Origin of the sequence: Brachybacterium halotolerans subsp. kimchii (genome assembly GCF_020792675.1) — a bacterium.
GTDB lineage: Bacteria > Actinomycetota > Actinomycetes > Actinomycetales > Dermabacteraceae > Brachybacterium > Brachybacterium halotolerans.
Genome location: NZ_CP086254.1, coordinates 2,994,575 through 3,013,794 on the forward strand (window position 1 = coordinate 2,994,575; position 19,220 = coordinate 3,013,794).

Below are 19,220 nucleotides of genomic sequence, written 5' to 3' on the forward strand. Positions count from 1 at the left end.
CGCTCAATCACCAATCGCGGTCGAAGAACCCGTACCCGGAGAACCCGGGAAGGTCGACGAGGAAGCGGCGATCCAGGAACCTGTTGGCGCGCTCGCATGACGTCTCCGAGGCCATGGCACAGGTGTGGCAGGCTGCGCCGTGTAGGAAGTCCTCCGGATCTTGAGGGGTGCGGTGCGCACAGACCGGGTCCGAGGAGCATCGCTGGGCCTTGCGAAGCGCAGTGCTGAACGTCCGGCCGAGTTCGCGCCGCGTCGACTGTTGTACGAGCCCTCCGAGGGTCCCATCGCTGTCGCTGGCCGTCGTGATGAGGAGGATTCCAGCTGCGGGTGGACGCTCGTCTTCCTCTGGCCAGGCATAGATCCGTTCAGAGATGCTGGCCGCGGAGTAGCCCGAGGCCATGGCCATCTCACGGATCAGAATATGCGAGAGCGTGTGCAGCAACCAGTATCGGGGCGGCTCGAAGCGCTTCAGGTGGTCTTCGGCCTTGGCGGTGTCGGAGAGCCGGGCGAGGTAGTTGCGCTCATGCGCAGCGATATGTGCCTTGAAAATATCGCTGTCATAGATTTTGCGCTCCCATTTGTTGATCTGTTCCTCGTCGAACTGGATGAACATGCCCTCGCCCCGGTCCTCCGTAGCGACCGTCCAAGATGGTCTACGAGACCGCGTCAGCGGGGCGAGACGGTGCTCTAGCCCCTCGGCTCGCTCCATGTCGTCGATCCGGGTGAACCCGACGAGGGCATTCACCTTGCGGAGCTTGTCCACGGTGTGGACCTGCGTGATCCCCAGTTCCTTCAGTCTCTCGTCCACGCCTCCCGCCGGTCGTGAGAGCACCAGCCCGCTCTGCGTGTCAGGGACGCGGGGCTTGTCCAGTGGTCGGGCGAGGTAGTGCCACTCGGGCTCGAGCAGGCTGATGGGATCGAAGCTCTCCAGCGCCTGCCGGTGCTGATCGGGATCCTCTTCGTCGGCATCGACGGCTGCGATCGCGGCCTCGAGGGCATCGTTCGAAAGATCGGCCAGGCCCGAGTCGGAGAGTTCGAGTTCTTCACGGATCTTCGCAAGGTCCCCCTTGTACGCGGCGAATCTCCGCTCTCCGATCGTCTCGAGGATCTGGAATCCATTGCTTCGAGGCGTGGGGGCCTCCGCCCCGGGCATGACGATGATCGACTGCGTCGCGGGGAACCACAGGTTCGAGGCCCCGAGCAGCATGAGACGAGCTTCAGCGTCACAGCCGTTCGGGTCGAACCGCGCCAGATGCGGGTGTCGTCCCCGGCAACGGGGGAGCTTCGTTCTGCCGGTCTCGCCCTGTGCTTCATTCATCGGACGGGAGGCACCGCAGCTCTGGCAGTGGATCGTTGCAGTCGAGCCTTTGCCGACGTTCCGCTCCGTCATTGTGAGAAGGGGGGTTTCCGCATCTGCGCAATGACCGCCCTTGTGAACCCACCACTCGTAGGGGAACTCGTCCAGGTGCCCGTTCGGGCAGGCCAGCAGGTAACGTGCCGGCACGACGTCGGCCGCACGTGTGGTGCGACTCGTTCGGCTACTCCGTCTGTTCCCATGACCGGGGCACCCCTCGTGCATGAACCTCGCCAGGTCCGGGCGGAAGGGATTGGTGTTCCTGTAGGTGAAGTGCACGATGGGGGCGAGCTTGTCGCAGCCGGTGCAGCGCATCCACTGCGGGAACACGCGGCACGGCACACCGAGGTCACTGCCCGACGTGTCGCCCCACGAGGTCTTCGGCGCCCAGGGGAACGGACGCAGCTCACGGACCGAGTCACCCATGAAGTAGTTCTGGATGGCGCGCAGCAGCCTCGGCGCGTGGATCGTCTCCGGTTCGCCTTCGCGGACCTTCCAGACGCGGTTCCAGTCGTCGAAGCCACTGGGCATGACAGTGAAGCGGGGGAGGTCCATCGCCGCTCCAGGGCCGTAGCTGTACAGGAGTGATGACGGGCGTGCCGATCCGACTCGTGCGTAGTTCTTCGACTTCCAGCGCTCGGCGTCACCCAGAGGGTCCAGGCCGCTCTCGCCCTGCGCGTCGAGGTCAGTCATCGTTCTCCCCCTTCTCGGCGCTGGCTGTCCAGGCCGGAGCGTTTCCCACCTCGGGGGAAAGCAGGCGTTCCTTCACCGGCGAGACCAGGATGTTGATCTCGGGCTGCACCTCACGCATCGAGTTGGCCACGGGGAACGGCAACCCCTCGATGTCGCTCGAGACGGCGATGTCCTCGAGCGAACGGATGAGAGGAACCTTGTCCCCCTTTTTCCCTGTCCGCTCGTACACGAGGTGCCGTTGCGAGGCGACGGAATTGCTGCGGTATGCGCGCCACCTATCCAGTTGATTCGTGAGCCGGGAACGCACCTCCTCTCCGATGTCGACGGCGCCGTCGGAATCGTGCGGCGCATCCGAGGTCGAGGCGAGGTCGGCACGCGCGACGAGTCGCTCGATGAGTTCCTCAACGCGGTCTTCCCGAGTGCGGATGCGGTCTGCACCCACCTCGGGGGAGAGCCCGTTCTCGACCTGCGCGTCCATCACGCGCACCGCCGCGAGGAGCACACCGGCCAGGGTTCGGTCGAGGGCGGTCGTGGAGAAGGGAGTCACCGAGAGTGGTTCCACCTGGGAGTAGAACGTCTCGTGGTAGTGGCGGAACTGCTCGAAGTGGGCGAGGTCCCGCGGCCGCGCCCAATTGCCGAGGGTCACCACGAGTCCAGGGCGCGACGAGTCGCGGCCGACGCGGGACGTCGCTTGGATGTATTCCGCAGTGTTCTTGGGCTGTCCGACCATGAGCATGAGTCCCAGACGCGTCACGTCGACGCCGACCTGCAGCATCGAGGTGGCGAGCACGACGTCGATGGGCCGATCCCCTTCGCGCTGCTGCGGCTTCCGTCCCTCGCGGGCGTCGCGGGACCGTTCTCGGAATGCTGCGGAGGTGTCGAATCCGTGGTCGAACTCCGTTCCCATCTGGTCCAGAGTCGCGTTGATCTCGCTGCTTCCTGCGCGAGACGTCAGCTCGGCGACGTTCAATGCTCCGGCTGTTCCCCAGCGCAAGGGGAAGAACTTCCCTGGCCGCCGCTTCTTCAACGCCGTCTGGATGTCATCCGCCACGTATCGGGCCATGCCGGCGAGCTCTCGTGTGGCGTTGAAGTAGCCGACCATCGTCAGATACGGGTCCGTGCTGACTGGAGATCCAGCGTCCGGGGCGATGGCCTTGTCGAGCAGGAGCTGCCCGGAGGAGAGCAGCGCAGTGGAGACCGCGATCTCCGCCGCAGTGAGGCGCACGCCGGTCGTGGAGACGCCGATGTACCGTCGCCCGGGTGTCTCCCTCGTGACCGGCAGCTCGCTCGAGAAGTAGGTGTCGGCTACATCGAGGACCTGGGGCGGGAAGATCGCCGTACGGCGTCCATAGAGGTTCCGGATCTGCACCTCGGCCCGCCGCACTGTCGCCGACGATGCGACGACGAGCGGACGGACCTGCCGTCCTTGCTCATCGGTCCAGGTGCTCATGACGTCGATGGCGATCTCGAACGCACCGACGACGGTGCCGAGCGCTCCGGTGATCAGGTGGAGCTCATCCTGGATGATCAGATCCGGTGGGCGTAGGCGCCGAGCCGGACGCTTGCCCTCAGCAGGCCGCTCCTTGCCTGCCCCCGTGAACTCCTTCCGGTGCTTGCTGTTCGAGGAGATGGTGCACGACGTCGAATCATCATGGACGAAGCCGTGACGATCACACCTGTACTGCGGGTACCCGAACAGAGAGGAAGCCTCGCCCTCTCTGACCAATCGTGCGAACTTGTCCACCGTGGCGATGACGAAGACCGGCACCAGTCGGTAGATCTCCTCGTCGACGGTGAGGACTGGCAGTCCCTCGTCGACCATCCCACCGACGGAGAATGGGCACTGGCCGGTACGATCCGCGCAGCGCACGTAGACGCGGCGCAGCGTGTCGTCCCCCTTGACGTTCTTGGAGCCGATCTCGGTGCCGCACCACGGGCAGCGTTCGAACTGGAGGATCGTAAAGCCGTACTTCTTGCCTTCAGCGGCGTTGTTGAGCTGCTCGCGCGCCTCTTCATAGCGCTTCGGGGAAACAGCGGTGCCGACCCAAAGTCCGATGCGGAAGGGCTCGGTCCCCCAGATCTCTGGCTTGTCGCGCCGTTCCAGCTCTGCGGCGCAGACCATCGCCGTGGCGCGCTGGAACTGTTGTGCGGTGAGCAGGCGGAGGGTGTAGCGCATGAGGACGGAGACGCCGGTCAGACCATCGATCGGCCCCTCGGACGTGTCGAGCACACCCTGGCGCCGTCGGATCGCGAACGTGAACGCCGCCAGCCCAAGATAAGCCTCAGTCTTGCCGCCGCCGGTGGGGAAGAACAGCAGCTCGGCCTGGGCTAGGTCCCCGGATCTGCGCTTGTGCTCTGGCTGGACGAGCTCGGGAATCTGCAAGAGGATGAAGGCGATCTGGAACACGCGCCACGAGTGAGCACGCGGTCCCCTGCCCTCGACGTCTTTCCTGGCATCCCGTGGAGACCGGTCCGCTTCCGCGGACCGCAGTTCGACCACTTGGCTTTGCAGGCGCTGCTCCGCCATCACATGGTTCATGAAGGCGAAGCACCTCAGGGCCTCCTCATCCTGGGTCAGGAACTCCACGCCTTCCCGCAAGCGCCTGGCGGCGATCCGGGCGGTGGATGTGGCCGTCTCTGCGGTCTCCCGGAGGTGAGGAGGAAGGGACGCGCTCTCCGCCTCTTGTGCTGACAGCCAGTCCTCGTAGCCGTCGACGATCGGGAGCAAAGCTTCCTTCAATCGGACAGCGTCCTGCGGTGTAGAGAGCTCTTCGAGCACCGTCATGTCCAGCTGCGCACCCTTGACGTCGCGCGCCTGGGTCTGCGGGGTCTCGGAGACCGGCAGCCAGGTGGTGCGCACATGGGTTGCGCGGCGTTGGCCGTCTTGGACGGTCCAGTCCGCGGAGCACGTGCGACCGATGGCGAATTCGAGTCGGTTACGGTACTGCAGCTCGAGCCGGGCCTCCTCCTCATCCCCGACGAGAGTGTCCTCGACGAGGATGTCGCGGACAGGGAGGAAGACTGCCTCGCCTCCTGCATCCACGTCGAGTTGGGTCTGATAGAGCCAGGCGTCTACGGGAATCTTGCGGGGGGTCTCACGGTCGTTGCAAAGCGAGACTTCGACGATCCTCATCGCGCTCTGGACGAAGGCGTCGACGCGCAGCATGATGCGCTCCTCGAGAAGGAGCTCTGCGGTTTTGCCCGGTGTGAGGGCTGTGAGATCGATGCTCCGGGACTGTGCGTGCTGGCTGCGGCGGTACTTCCGCCGCGGAGGTTCTCCGGGCTTCGGCGGGCTGTTCGGGTCCTCCGGTGCCGTCTCGGGCCGATACGTGCCCCAAGCCGCGTGAACGGTGACTGCGGCCTGATCAAGGGGGACCTGGAATCGCAGCCCCATGGACGCCGGAATCATGAGCCCACGACGGAGGGGGACGTCCTCGGCACCTTCGTCCTCGTTGCCAGCCGTGTCCTCGTCCACCGTTCCGACAGGCACGCCGCGGCCCAGCCGTGCTTCCAAGGCTGGAATGATCTCCTCGTCGGCGTCATCGTCGACGCCCTGGGTCACTGGCTTGGTCGAGGCGGGGTCAGCGAGTTTCGCGGGGGCGATGCGACCCACCAAGTAGAGGGCATCGGGCTGGGCGTCGAGCAGCTCGTTGTCGCCGTGGGCAGGGCCGAGCAAATCACGCTGGAGCAGGTCGGTGAGGTTCTCACGATCTGTCCAGGAGGTCCCGTCCGGAGCCTCGCTCAGTTCGAGCAGATGTTCCGGGGACTGCCGGTCAGGTCCTTGGTTGGTAGTGCTCATGGCTGCTCTGTCCCTTCCGCTTCCACGTCCTCAAGGTCGTCCCCTGCGCCAGCAGGCACGGTATTGGACCCCTCCGACGTTCGAGACTCTTGTGCCGCGCGCCGGTGGTTCTCCTCGAGAAGTCGGTCGAGGATCTCGACGCGAGCCTCAGGGCTGACGGTCCATCGCTGCATCTGCCGGTAGGTGTGGAATCCGTGGCCCAGGTCGACGTCGTCCCAGCCGTAGGCTTCCATGACTGTGTTGTCGAGATCCACGTGGATCTGTCGCATGCGTGCGACGTCCGGATCGTCCTCGTCGTGCACGTCTGGATTGTTCACGAGGTTGTAGAGCTTGGTAAGGCCGAGGTCTCGGCGCAGCATGATCTCGCGGCGCTCCTCGTCGAGCGTGCGCCCGATTTTGTCCAACGCATCCGTACCGTGCGCTCGAGGGAAAGTCTCAAAGACGTCTGATGGTGTGTATCTGGGATCATTGCGCAGTCCGGATCCGAAACGTATTGCCCACAACTGATGGAGACTCGAAGACAGTAGGGCCTGATCCGAAAACGATGCGGTTGCGAAGACGCCGAGCGCGTGACTAAATACCTGCCCTGTTGAAACCCGCGCGGGCATCACGGTCTTGCTGACAAGAGCGATAGCCAGAACTTCGTCAAGTCTGTCGATCGCCTTTCGGAGAGCGGGGCGCCGATTCCAGAATATCCACCAAGGAGCAGAGGATACAGGTTCCGCCTTCGAGGCCCGTTCGGGCTTTACTTGCTCCGTCAGTCGTTCGAACGGAGCCGAATACTTTGCAGCCTCCTGGGCGGTCAGGTCGTTGAAGTCGATCACCCAGCGTGATGCATCTGCCGCGGGCCGCGAGTTGAGATCCTCTCCATTGAGATATGGGAAGAGCACCTCCGAGTTCTTGGGCATTTCATCGGTCCACACTCGAGCCTCGTCCTTTTCGACCACGAACCCCATGCCGAGCACATAGCAACCAATGAAAGCTAAGTGACGATTTTCGAAGAGCCGAATGGGCGCTCCCACAGCTCTCCCCGCCGGCTCGAGAAGCGTTGAGATCTTCGGAACTGCACTGCCATCAGCATCGCGTGGTACGTGGGGAGAAACCTGGCCCCGTGTGCCCCATACGGCAGCGTACTCGAGGTTAGCGCTCTTCGAAGGCCAGTGTCGGGACCGAATTGCTCGCGTAATTGTAAACCCGGACTCTTCCATTCGATCGAGGCCCACTTCGCGGGTGTCTCCCTGTGCTACAGAGTTAGTTGCAATGAGTCCAAGAGTTCCGTTCGGGCCAAGGAGAGCCATGGCGCGCAAGAAAAAGTAAGCCACGAGATCCGCTGACCCGCGTTGACTGTTAGCCACGACGTCCACCAGCCAATCCCTGACATTGCTCCCCATTGCACCCGAAAGCTTCCGTCCGCCAAGAAATGGTGGATTTCCGATGATTGCGTCAAACCCGCCGTGTCGGATTACGTCGGGAACCGAGATTGCCCAGTGCAGAGGTTGCCACCGCTCGTAGTCGGTTTCGACCTCGGGCGTCAGTCCCTCTTCTACAAGGGCGTCCAGCATGGTGGCGTCGTGGTGCCCCTCCTGCGCGAACGCACGGTCGACCGCTTCGCGGAGTTCCTCGAACGCCTCGTCGCGGCGCTTGCCAGGTTTGCCTCCTGTGCGCAGGCCCGTGGAGATTATCCCATCGGCTACGCAGAGGAGTGTTTCCACCTTCTCCTGGTACTCGTCCCACAGGCGGCGCTTCGTCTTCGCCGCACGTTGTGGGTCGGTGTCATCGACTGGCGAGGCAAGTCGTCGCCGAAGATCGGCCGCATCACGCAGGATGCCGTCCACATCGAGAGGGTCGAGGAACCGCTCTGGGTTCCAAGTGGCGAACATCTGCGGTGCGTCCGCCTGCGAACGAGCCGTGGATGGGTCGAGGTCGATCGCCCTCAGGTTGGCCTCATCGGTAATACCCAGGAGCGAGTTGCCGCACAGGATTTTGTCGTCCACGAAGGAGAACGGCTTGGTTGGGTCGAGGGAGACGAGCCACAGGGAGAGCTTGCACATTTCGACGGCCATGGCGTTGATGTCGGCACCATATAGACAGGTGGCGACCACCTCGCGGAGGGCACTACGACGCTGCTCTATTGCCCCGCCTTGAGCGACACCCTCCCGCTGGTACGCCTCGACGAGGCGATCTGCGAGGTATTCGGCTGCAGAGACGAGGAACGCACCCGAGCCGCACGCGATATCTGCGATCTTCAGCTCGAGGATCTGGTTCGAGCGCAACGGAACCCACGAAGACCGGTCACTAGTCTGATAGGGGCCGGGCGAGTAGACGAGCGGCTCGAGGGCATGCTGCACGACTTCCTGCGCGAGGGCTTTCGGGGTGTAGTGGGCACCGGAGGTGGCACGCGACGGCGTCTCGACCACTACGAGACCACCCTGCTCAATGACGAGGAGGCGACCGCGCAGATCGCGCCGAATGATCCCCACGTACGGGCGCAGACGCGTGCGGAGCCCCGCATCCCGGGTAGCGGCGTGCAACAGCGCTTCTGCCTCTGCGAGTTGGTCACCAGCCGCGAGCGCTTTCAAGAGCTGCTTCTTCGTGGGTGGCTTCGAGCCGGGCTGGTCCTTCTTCGCCCAGTCGACGATGTCCGCAGCAAACGTCTCGTCGTCTCCATCAGCCTCCTCGGCGAAGTCGTCGAGCTGGTCGAGCGGGATCTCCGGTTCAGCGCCGGTGCTCCGGGCGCCACCGATGAGCCCCAGAGTCGTCGTCTCCACGATGACTGCGGAGTAGCCGAGCAGGCCCTCGTAGATGTAGCCGATCTGTTCCACATCGATGTCTCGGAAGGAGATGGGGCGTCTCTCGCCGCCGATCTCGGCGCGCTGGAGCGCACGGAGAACCTCGAGCATCACGCGATCCGACACCTGGATCCTCAACCCATTACTCCCCACGGCGGTGAGGAACCAGAAGCGGTCCGGGTCGAAGAGGGAACCGCCGTATGCGGGAAGGCGCATGTCCTCGGTCGAGACGCCGCTGTACAGGGCGCGGGACGTAGCGAGGAGGCGGTGCCACGTGCGACTGGTCGCATCGAGGGACTGGCCGCCCTCCTCGGTGGACCGCTTCTCCAGCGTCTCGAGCATGCCGGTCATCGCGTAGCCCTCGGTGTACAGGGCTGACGTCGGCATGAGATCACGCTCCTCCGCGAATAGGAGGAACACCACGCGCATCATCGTGGTGACGGCTGCCTGATACACCTGGTCCGGGTCTTCCGGTAGAACGGGGCCGTCTTCCTCGCCCGCGTCGTGAAGCGAAGCATCGGAGAACGCCGCGACGAGCAGTTCGACGGCCTGGCGCACCTGTGCGCCGAGCTGCTCGGTGATCTCTTCGGCTGCGTCCACGGAGTCGCGGAACAGGGCATCCAGGCGACTCTCTGGCGTTCGGCTCGCCAGGCATTCGGGGTCGAGCAGAGCACGGATGCCGGTGAAGACCTCGGGCTCCTCGATCCAGGTCTGGGCGTCGACGATGCCGCTGGCGACCATGAAGCCTGGCTGGGCGCTCACGATTCCCCACCAGCGACCGTCGGTGACAATGCCGATGGGCACACCGCTCGTCCGGAGGAGCAATTCGATGCGGTCGATAGGGCTCGCGGACCATCCGTCGGTCCCAGGATCTCTCAGTGAGGTCACGGGGTCGACGACGAGAAGCGCCGCATACCGTTCTCCATCGCGCGCGAACAGTCCGGTCGCCCGCACCGTATGGCGTCGGTCCGGGGAGTGCGCGTCCGGCCATTGTTCGGCAATCGCATGCCCAGTGCCGTCATCGGCACAGAGGAGAAGCTGCCCGTCCCACCGGAACGCGCTGCGCAGAACCTGGTCGATCCATGTGTCACGTGCCGGACGGAACTCCGTCAGTGCTGTATCCGTATCGCCACGTGCGATCTGGAGGGCATCCCAGGCGCGATCGAAGGCCGGCTTCGCATCCCGGATGACGTCACGAGGTTCTTCCTCGGGGACGATGCCCTGCGGCCATCCCTGCTTCAACGCGGGGATCGCGACGAACGGCCCGTCACGGTCCACCAGCTCGAGCCATCGCCAGTGATCGTGGCGGGTACGGGTGCGGCGTCGTGCAGCAGCCATCAGGCGAGCACTCCCTTCTGTGCGTCCTGCGGGGTCACGGCGAAGACGATGGCTGCGGTCGTGACGAACGGCCGCGGGTCGTTGTAGCGCTCTTCAATGCTTCGGAGTTCGGCGCTCTCCTCGGCATCGAGCCCTGCCAGTCGCTCTCTCATTCGGTCGATGTCTCGCTGCAGTTGCCGGCTGGAAGCGTCGTCCATCGTGAACAGCGTCGTCTCCTGGTCTTCCCGTTGCTGTCGTTGACGTTCCCGGAGCAGTTCCTGTGACTCGTCGAGAACTCTCCGGAAGGCCGCGTAGATCTCGCGCGCATGGCGCAGGTCTTCTTCGCGGCGAGTCTCGAGGTCGTGCCGGACGTCGTCACGGCGCTTCTGTGCGAGGGAGTCGACGCGCTCTTGCAGTCGTTGACGGATGCTGCTGCCGTCGTTCCACAGCTGTGCGCACTGGGCGCGCAACGCCTCGTCGGCGAGGGCCGGGTCGCCGTCCAGGGCTACGTCGAGCAGACGCTCGACGCCCTCGGCCGCCATCTTCCGACCGCGCAGGCTGATCCCGGCGATGAACATCTCCTCGTGCAGGCGCACGCCTCCGCGGCCCACCAGCACGATCCGGCACACGGCGGCAACAGCCGACTGCTCGATGCCGCCGAGCGAGACGGCGGTGACGCGGTGCAGATCATGACGGGGGTCGTACAGAGCCGAGCGGAGTGTCCGCCCGGCCTTCTGCAAGAGGGGGTGTCCCAGATGGACGTGGACGAGTGCGCCGTCCGGGACTGCGCGAGCCGCCGCGGGGTCGAAGGTGATCGGGCGGCGGGTGTCGGGCTCGAGCAGGGTGGCGAGCGAGCGCGTCGCGTCCGACCAGTCACCTCCGAGGTCCGGGACCGTAAAGGCCTCGGCGTCACCGAGGGGTGCATCCTCGGGAAGATCCGAGAGGATCTCGCCGTCGGGCTCCAGCGGAGGCTGTGCAGTCAGCCGCAGGGCCGTCTGCAGCACGCGTTCAGCATTGCGGGGAGTCAGATGCAGCTGTTCCTGGCGCGCCTCGAAGTTCTCGGCGAGCACGGTCAGGCTGCGATTGACGTCCCGGCTTCCGGCGAGCGCCTTGTTGATGATCACCGAGGTGTCGTCCCGTGCAGGCTTCGGTGCCTCGACGGCGGTCCTGCCGAAGTGGTTCTGGATCTCCGCATCGACCACGAGGTTCATCGATCCCAGATCTGCCGCTGCCGTCGCGACCTTCTCCCCGATGCGCTGCAGGAACTCGAGGTCCGCCCCGTAGATGCCCTCACGCTCTGAGGGACGCTGCCCGCGCTGCGAGAGCTGGAAGATCTCGGGTGTGTGCTTCTGACCGTACCTGTCGATGCGGCCGATCCTCTGTTCGAGACGGGACGGGTTGAACGGGATGTCGAAGTTGACCAGGCGATGGCAGTAGTCCTGAAGATCGATGCCTTCCCCGGCCGAGTCGGTGGCGAGCAGCACCCGGATGGGTTCCTTGGTGGGGTCCGTCGTGAAGCGGGCGCGGATCCGCTCGCGCTCCTCCTTATCGGTGGATCCCTGGATGACTCCGAGCCGCGTCTGGTCGTAGCCCTGCTGCTCGAGGTTGGTGCGGATCCACTCGAGGGTATCGGCGTACTCGGTGAAGATGACTGCGCGCTCGTTGGACCAGTGGGTGCCGATGCGGACGATGCCTCGGAGCCACTCCATCAGCGCCCGGAGCCGTGTGTCCGGGCGAGCCTGGTACCTGCTGCCCCAGTCGCACAGGTGCGCTATCTCTGCGGGAGTGGCAGCACTGAGAGGGTTCGTGGACTTCGATTGACGCAGTGCCTCGGACTCGGGCTGTTCGAGCAGCCCTTCCTCTTCGTCGCTCTGGTCGGATCCGAAGATCTCGGCGTAGTACTCGTCGGCCTCGCTCACCTCGTCCCAACCCATGTTTCCGGCGCTGGCCTCCTGGTACAGGCTCATGGTTCGGGCGAAAGCCCATGGAGAGGACAGGAAGCGCTTCTTCAGCAGCATGGACACGATGTCTCCGGAGCGCTTCCGGCCGTTCCGGTCCGCGCTCTGGGTGAGGATCCGGTCGAGCTCGCCGAAGGCCTGCTCCTCGTCGGCGCTCGGGGTGAACGGGATCGTTCCGAGCCGTCGGGGCTGGAATCCCTTCTCGACGATGTCGCTCTTCAGGCGTCGGACGGAGACTTCCTGGAGAGCCGTCGGATCGACCGATGCGCCGCGCTGGAAGCGGCGATCATCGATCATCTCCATGAGGGCGGTGAAGGACTCGCTGTGCCCATTGTGCGGAGTGGCGGACAGGAAGAGCCTGTGTTCGCACAGCCGTGCAAGCTCCCGTACAGCGATGGTCCGTTGGGAATCGACCGCATAGTCCGCACTCGAGCGGCTGCGAGACGGACTCGAGGGTGCGACGTGGTGGGCCTCATCGACCACGAGCACATCGAAGGCGTAGCGCCGGGCTGAGGTCCGGTGCTCGAGTCCGGAGGTGACATCCCGCAGCAGTCGTTGGGCCCGCACGCCCGGAAGCCAGGCCATGCTGACGATGACGCGCGGGAAGATCTTGAACGGGTTGGCGTCCAGGCCGTGCCGCCGCCGTACCTGCGCCATCAGTTCTGAGTCGACGATCGTGAAGTCAAGTCCGAACTTCTCGAGCATCTCCTCCTGCCACTTCAGGGACAGGCTCGGTGGGCACACGATCATGACGCTGCGAGCGCGGTGGCGCAGCAGGAGCTCTTGGATGACGAGGCCGGCTTCGATGGTCTTGCCGAGACCTACATCGTCGGCGAGCAGAAGGTTCGCGCGGGGCTGTGCCAGTGCGCGTCGCAACGGTTCGAGCTGGTACGGCTCCACGTTCGCGCCGGAGCGGAAGGGTGCCTGGAAGGCTTTGGGGTCCGCACTTGTGACGGCCCCCCAGCGCAGAGCGTCGACGAAGGCTGCCAAGGTGGACGGGTCATCGAAGCCGTTCGGCGTGATCTGATCCGGTAGCCCCTGGTCCGGGGCGATGCTGTGACCCAGTTCGAGCTCCCAGACGAACGTGGCCTCCTCGCCGAGGCGATCCTCCGCGATCGATTGCAAGGTGACGATGTGGTCGAGGCGCTGAAGATTGTCGTCGGCCGGGCTCCGCGAAAGACCCTGCTCTCGCACGTCGGTCACCGCCCAGAGCGAGCCCCGCACCAGGACGACCTCGCCCGGCTTCGGGACCGGGGGAAGTGAGGTGGCCGCGTCGCTGCGATCAGAGCTGGGTGCGTCTAGAGCTTGTGTCACGTAGCACAACATATCCAAGAACTTCGAGTCGTGTTCCCGGGTCCGGAGACGACAGGGCGAGACACTGCAGCCGATCTGACCAGCGGCGCTGTGGCACAGCTGACCGGCACCTCGCTCGAGGTGGTTGTGGCGGACGCCGAGCAGGATGCTTGGAAGCACGCCGGGGCGGGTGTGCAGGAGTGCGACCGCCGGATTGAGGGGTGGGTCATGGTGATGATCAAGGTGCGCGGAGGTGACGATTCGTAGGAGTCGCCGGTCCTCAGCGCGACCGGTGCGCTGCTCAAGGACGCGCTCGACCGTGCGCCACGACAACTGCCCGTGCCGTAGCGTGAACTCACGACGAAAGGAGAGTCATGGCAGGGAAGACCTCGCCCCGCGTGCAGACCGCGAAGACCCCGCCGCGCGCGAAGTCCGCCGGAAGCGGCAAGGCCGTCGGCATTGCGGTCATGGTCGCTCCCTTGGCGATCGATGCGCTGAAGAAGCTGTTGGAGAACCCGGACCTGGCCAAGAGGGCCCAGCAGCAGTTCGACCGCCTGCTCAAGCACTCCGGGGACTCCTCCGCCGACATGCTCGAGACGGTCAAGGTCCTGCGTGAGCAGGTCGACTACCTCGTCGGCTCGGCCGATGACGAGCGCGAGGCGACGCGCGCCGCGACCTGGTCGAAGCAGCTTGAGCAGTGCGAGCGCGCTGCCCGGCTGGTCAGCGCGCCCGGCGCGACGCGCAAGGAGCGCCGCGCACTGAAGAAGCGCATCGCCGCGCTGCGCTCGGAGATCCTCGAGGCCTTCATCGTCGAACAGCAGGAGGACGCGGACGCCGCGCAGTCGGGGGAGGGCCCGAGGGGCCGAGGGGACTGAGGACGGTGGCGCAGGAAGACCTGACGCTGCAGTGGTCGTTCATGTGCTGCACGGACCAGTGAGCATGACGGATCTGGCCCACCCGACGGCATCCTCCTCGATCTCGAGGCGCTTCCACCAGGTGTGCAGCGCGGGTACGGCCTCCGGGGCAGGGCATCGCCGGAACTGCTCTTGGAGTGCGTTGCGGGCCGCCTGCCGTTGACCAGCCTGATCCAGGGCTCTGATCAGCAGATGGAGCGATGCATGTCGCAACGGTGATGGGCGATCAGAAGCAATGGGAACTCCGTGTCGCATTCCGGGGGTGTGCGGTCTTGCTTCATCAGCGCTGAGAACGGACTCGGAGGTGCGCACCTGCGCCGACCATGGCACGTGCGTGATCTGACCGGCCCGTGCCGCACTCAACGCGACCGGAAGAAGGTCAGCCGGAGGACTGTGCCAGGCGGCCCGATACATGAACTCGCCGTACGGGGCTCCGCCCCACCGCGAGAGCACCCGTCCCAGCTCCTCAAGGTCCTGCCGGGCGAACGCGAGCTCCGCGCGCATGCGGTGCACACGATGCCAGCGCCGGGTGAGCGCACCGTCCACCTCGACGGCGACGTCCGAGTAGTTCATGAGTTCTTCGAATGCTTTCTCGGCCAGTGCGGTCAGGCGAGCCGCGAGCGCTCTCGCGAGTGCATCCGATGGAATAGACCACTGCAGAGAGGGGCACAGGCCGGTCGCTCTCTCCTCGGTGAGCTCGAGCTCCAGGAGCAGGGCGGCAAGCTCGTCCGTCTCGATCGCACCCACTTCATGTGCGTCGTGGAGCACGCGCATGCACCGGCGGTAGAAGTCGAGGACATCGGGAGCCACGGGCATCGACACGTCGACGACAGCACGCATGCGGGTCAGGAGCAGTGTGCTTGCAGGGAGTGCCGGAATCGCGGATTCTCCGTGGACCGCCTCTTCGAGCACGAGCAGAGCGTGTTGCAGCGCAGCAGGCACCGTCGTCATCGGCTGGGTGGAGCACTCCGCCGGAAGCGCCTCGTCAATCCGGCTGCATAGCTCGGTCGCCCGCTCACTCGACGTCGTCATGGAGTCATGTTCGGGCACGATACCGACATACGAGCCTGTCGCGCCCTGCAGCTGAACCTGCCGGACGTGCGGAAGGGCGTGTCAGCGCGGGCGGACAGAAGGCCCCGAATTTCGCCTTTCCATCCACACCACGATGTCGAGCACGCGCACGTGGGAGTACCGATCGCGCACGCCGGCGTCGTCGGCGAGCTCTTCGAGCTTCGTGTGCAGGGCGCGATCGTCCTCCGTCAATGCGGCATGGAAGGCCGTCCAGTAGTGGTTGGAATTGGCGAACCCGAGCTCTTCCTCGACGAACGAATCCCAGATCGGGATCAGCCGGGGCCGCTTGCGCGCGAGGAGCTTGGCCGTCCGCGTCGGACCGAAGTCGTCCGCTGCCTTGACCAGGCGCCAGGCGGGGTTCAAGCCCTCGTCGCTCTCCAGTTTCGCTGCCTCGTCGGGGGAGAGGTCGGCCAAGTCCCGATCCGGCCACGCCGACATGCACTCGCGGAACGCCTTGCGGAAGTCCTCATCCTTCAGCAAGTACCCCGCAGCTTTCGGAGTCGCCTTCACTTCGAGCAGGGACAGCGCAGCGATGTCGGCGATGTCGATCTCGTCAGGATCCGTGGGGTCCTCGAGCGTCAGCTCCTGGAAGTAGGCCCCCGTGAAGCGGCCGCCCTGGGCGTAATCGCTGAGGTGCTGGACGAACCGCGCGTCGTCGGCGCCCTCGAGGATGCGCTTGCGGAATCGCTGGAACTTGTCGGGGATCATTGCGGGCATTCGAGACTCCTTGTCCGTTCGTCCTGGTGAGCGCCCCACTGCGCCGGATCAGCAGCCGAATACGAAGAGCGTAGCGGGTGCGCGGCAGCTGCGAGCCGCGATCCGGTTTGCGACTCCTGGAAAGCTCGGAACCGAGCCTCGTCGTCTGTCCTCGGTCCCGCATACCCTGACCAAATGATCGGCCTGCTCTGCCTCGACCTCGGCACCTCCTCGGCGAAGGCCGCGCTGATCGACCTCGAGGGCCGGCCCCTCGCCACTGCGAGCGCCTCGTACCCCACCGCCTCGACGCCCGACGGCGGCTCCGAGCAGGATCCCGAGGACTGGATCCGTGCCGCGCGCACGGCGATCGCGCAGGTGCTGCCCCGAGCTGACGACGTCGCCGCGCTGTGCCTCACCGGCCAGATGCAGGACTTGATCCTCGAAGGCGAGGACGGCGCGCTGCGCCCGGCGATCCTCTACACCGACCAGCGTGCCGCCGCCCAGGCTCGGGAGATCCGCGAAACCCTCGCCCGCGAGGGCATCGACTGGGACACTCTGTGCGGGAACCTGCAGGATGCGACCAGCTGCGCGGCGATGTTCCGCCGACTCGCCCGGACTGAGCCGGACGCCGTCGGACGCGCCGAGGCCCTCACCTTCGGCCCCGCCGGCCACCTCGCGCATCGGCTCGGCGCCGGACGGTGGTGCGACCCGACCACTGCGTCGACGACGGGCCTGCTCGATGCCCGCACCCGGGAGTGGTCTCGCGCGGTCGCCCGGGCGGCGGGCATCGACGAGGCACTTCTGCCGCGCCTCACGAACGGTCTCGGCCAGGTCGTGGGCCGCTCCGGGGCGAGCGCACGCGAGCTGCTCGGCCTCGACGAGGGCGTGCCGATCGTCCTCGCCCCGGGCGATGCCGGAGCGGCCGCCCTCGGTGTCACGGGCACATCCCCTGGACGCGACCACGCCTCGCTCGGCACCAGCGGCTGGATCGCGAGCATCCGCGCAACGGGCGACTCGTCCCCGCACTCGGCGGACGCGTCCCATCGCCTCGCGCTCGGCGACCACGAGCTGCGCATCTCCGCCGTCCTTTCCGCCGGCGCGGCCGCCGCCTGGGTGCGCGAGACCTTCCTGCACCGACCCGGACCCGACGAGGCCGATGTGCTTCTCGCGGCGCGCGAGCGCCAGTACGGACGAGGGCCGACGGGACTGCTGGTCCTGCCGTCGCTCGGCGGCGAGCGATACCCGGTGCGGGACGACGCGCTGCGCGGAGCCGTCCTGGGTCTGGAGGCCTCGACGCGCCCGATCGACCTGTATGCGGCGACCCTCGAGGGCGTCGCCTTCGCGCTCTCGCACGCCCTCGAGCGTGGGGATGAGGGGAATGCCGAGGCGACCTTAGACGGGCGTGTCGAGCCCGCGGAGGTCGTGAGCGCGTCGGCCGCTGAGGACGGCCCCGCTCCGAAGACCCATCCCGCGGAGCTCACCGTCGTCGGCGGGGGAGCGGCGTCAGCGCCCTGGCGGCGGATCCTCGCCGACGTCACCGGGCGCCCGATCCGCCTCCCGCACGGTGCCGACTCGCCGGCGAACGGCGACGTGCAGATTGAGGCGACGCTGATCGGCGCCGCGATCGCGGCTGCCGAGGCTCTGGGCTTCGACCACGGCATCACCCCGCTCGCGCAGCACGAGGGAGAGGTGACCCTCCCGGATCCCTCAGCCGCCGGCGCGTATGCCGAGCTGCGCCCGGCCCACCGGGCGCTCTACGAGGCGGCGGCGACGATCGGCGCGATGCACCGGTAGCCACCCACCGCGTGGGTGCATCCACTTCTATCGGTCTTGAGCCGGAGATCAGGGTTCCATCCGGCCGCCCCCTCCCACCTCACGCCCGATACCGCTCCGGCCGATGGTTCAGCGCGAGCACCACGTTCAGGATCATCCCGCCGACGGCGGAGAGCAGCACTCGCGGCACGTCGAGCACGAGAAGGGACAGCAGGATCACGGTGACGTCCATGGCCATCTGCACGTAGCCGGCGCGCAGTCCCGCGCGCTCCTGCAGGATCAGCGCGAGGATGTTGAAGCCGCCCAGGCTGGCGCGGTGCCGGAAGATGATGAGCAGGCCGACGCCCACCAGCAGGTTCCCGCCGATCACCGCATACAGCAGCGGCACCTGGCCGAGCGCGAGTAAGCGCGGGTGCAGGAGGCTGAACAGGGAGATCAGCGCGACGCACACGATCGTGCGCACGGTGAAGGACACGCCCTTCTTCCACAGCGCGAGCACGAAGAACGGCAGGTTCACGACCGCGAACAGCACCGCGAACGGGACCGGCAGGGCGTGGGTCAGCAGCAGCGCGAGCCCCGCCGTGCCGCCCGTGACGGCGCCCGCGCACTGCAGCAGGTAGAGGCCGAGCGAAGCGAGGAACGTGCCGGTGATGACGCCGAGCACGTCCTCCGTCGGCCGATGGGGGATGACGACGTCGATCGGCGGAGGTCCGACGGGGGCCTGCTCGGGGGAGGAGCCGTCGTTCGCCGCGGATCCTGAGGAGTCGGTGGTGCGGGGCATGGCGTCACCTTAGGCGGCGCGCGATCGGCGCTCGGCGCTTCTGTGGTCCGGCCGTACGGTCGCCCGGAACCGGTCGACCCATGGCCGCGACGTCTGTCCCTGTGCCGCCGACGCCTGTCCCCGTGCCGCCGAGGCCCGTCCTGTGCCGCCCGCGCCCGCCACTCGGCCGCCGTCGCGCACGCAGCCGACGCACCCGTCCCGCATCCGGGGGATCATAGAGCCATGGTCGAGAACTCGAGTGCTGACGCCGCGCACCAGCACGCGCACACCGAGGGACACGAGCACGCGCACGCCGCCGCGCACCATCACGCCGAGGCGCACCAACACGCCGAGGGGCATGAGCACGTGAGCGTCGGACCCGCGGCGCTCGAGGGCGAGCATGCGGTCCGCGCGACCGCCGAGCTGCTGGAGGGCGGTCAGGACCTCGACGAGCTCGCCCGCCGGCTCTCGGTCCTGGCCGATCCCCGCAGACTGCGGATCCTCTTCGCCGTCCACGCCCACCCCGGGATCCGCAGCTCCGACGTCGCGCGGGTGACGGGAGCGCTGGACTCCACGACCTCCCATGCCCTCACGCTCCTGCGCACTGCCGGGTGGGTGCGCACGGAGCAGCACGGCCGCGAGGTGCGCTACCACCTCGCGGATCCTCTGGGCCATCGCATCCTCCACGAGCTCGGGTCCGACCACCTGCCCGGGGTCGAGCACAGCTCCTGATCGCTCCTGGCGACGGGGCGGCCCATGCCACCAGACGGCAACTGCTCGACCCTCGCGCCGATACTTGCAAG

At 66.4% G+C, this 19,220-nt stretch carries 11 protein-coding genes; 4 read left to right on the forward strand and 7 right to left on the reverse strand.

Features of this window, described 5'->3' with window-relative positions; translation table 11 throughout:
• Positions 1 to 7: 7 nt before the first annotated feature.
• From drmB to drmD, 4 genes are read right to left on the reverse strand one after another with little or no spacing between them, the layout of a single operon-like run.
• The gene (gene drmB, locus Bra3105_RS13465; RefSeq protein WP_228357230.1) at positions 8 to 2,047 is read right to left on the reverse strand and encodes a DUF1998 domain-containing protein; all 2,040 of its coding nucleotides are present in this window, start codon (positions 2,045 to 2,047) and stop codon (positions 8 to 10) included.
• Positions 2,040 to 5,846 (reverse strand): DISARM system helicase DrmA, encoded by a 3,807-nt coding sequence (gene drmA / locus Bra3105_RS13470; RefSeq protein ID WP_228357231.1) that lies wholly within the window; start codon positions 5,844 to 5,846, stop codon positions 2,040 to 2,042. Before drmA ends, drmB begins: the two co-directional genes overlap by 8 nt.
• Positions 5,843 to 9,973: an Eco57I restriction-modification methylase domain-containing protein gene (locus Bra3105_RS13475; RefSeq protein WP_228357232.1), complete on the reverse strand. Its 4,131-nt coding sequence runs from the start codon at positions 9,971 to 9,973 to the stop codon at positions 5,843 to 5,845. The genes drmA and Bra3105_RS13475 overlap by 4 nt, the downstream gene beginning before the upstream one ends.
• The gene (gene drmD / locus Bra3105_RS13480) at positions 9,973 to 13,236 is read right to left on the reverse strand and encodes a DISARM system SNF2-like helicase DrmD (RefSeq protein ID WP_228359664.1); all 3,264 of its coding nucleotides are present in this window, start codon (positions 13,234 to 13,236) and stop codon (positions 9,973 to 9,975) included. The genes Bra3105_RS13475 and drmD overlap by 1 nt, the downstream gene beginning before the upstream one ends.
• 78 nt (positions 13,237 to 13,314) lie before the next feature.
• Between drmD and Bra3105_RS13485 the strand changes: the two genes are divergently transcribed.
• Together Bra3105_RS13485 and Bra3105_RS13490 are read left to right on the forward strand one after the other, a co-directional pair.
• Positions 13,315 to 13,470, forward strand: coding sequence for a hypothetical protein (locus Bra3105_RS13485; protein ID WP_228359694.1), 156 nt, complete (start codon positions 13,315 to 13,317; stop codon positions 13,468 to 13,470).
• A gap of 107 nt (positions 13,471 to 13,577) precedes the next feature.
• Positions 13,578 to 14,078: a hypothetical protein gene (locus tag Bra3105_RS13490; protein WP_228357233.1), complete on the forward strand. Its 501-nt coding sequence runs from the start codon at positions 13,578 to 13,580 to the stop codon at positions 14,076 to 14,078.
• Positions 14,079 to 14,117: 39 nt separating this feature from the next.
• Here the strand turns inward: Bra3105_RS13490 and Bra3105_RS13495 are convergent, their stop codons facing one another.
• A complete protein-coding gene (locus Bra3105_RS13495; RefSeq protein ID WP_228357234.1) occupies positions 14,118 to 15,149 on the reverse strand; it encodes a hypothetical protein in 1,032 nt (343 codons plus the stop codon).
• A gap of 81 nt (positions 15,150 to 15,230) precedes the next feature.
• Positions 15,231 to 15,905, reverse strand: a complete 675-nt coding sequence (locus Bra3105_RS13500) for a DUF6308 family protein (protein WP_228357235.1) — start codon at positions 15,903 to 15,905, stop codon at positions 15,231 to 15,233.
• A 174-nt stretch (positions 15,906 to 16,079) separates the two neighbouring features.
• Between Bra3105_RS13500 and Bra3105_RS13505 the strand changes: the two genes are divergently transcribed.
• Positions 16,080 to 17,678 (forward strand): xylulokinase, encoded by a 1,599-nt coding sequence (locus Bra3105_RS13505; RefSeq protein ID WP_228357236.1) that lies wholly within the window; start codon positions 16,080 to 16,082, stop codon positions 17,676 to 17,678.
• A 79-nt stretch (positions 17,679 to 17,757) separates the two neighbouring features.
• On the opposite strand, the gene Bra3105_RS13510 is transcribed toward Bra3105_RS13505, so the two are convergent.
• Complete coding sequence (locus tag Bra3105_RS13510) at positions 17,758 to 18,438, reverse strand: YitT family protein (RefSeq protein WP_228357237.1); 681 nt, start codon at positions 18,436 to 18,438, stop codon at positions 17,758 to 17,760.
• Positions 18,439 to 18,660: 222 nt separating this feature from the next.
• On the opposite strand from Bra3105_RS13510, the gene Bra3105_RS13515 reads away from it, so the two are divergent.
• Positions 18,661 to 19,149 carry an ArsR/SmtB family transcription factor gene (locus tag Bra3105_RS13515; protein WP_228357238.1) on the forward strand — a complete coding sequence of 163 codons (489 nt, stop codon included), beginning with the start codon at positions 18,661 to 18,663 and terminating at the stop codon, positions 19,147 to 19,149.
• The last annotated feature ends 71 nt before the right edge of the window (positions 19,150 to 19,220 follow it).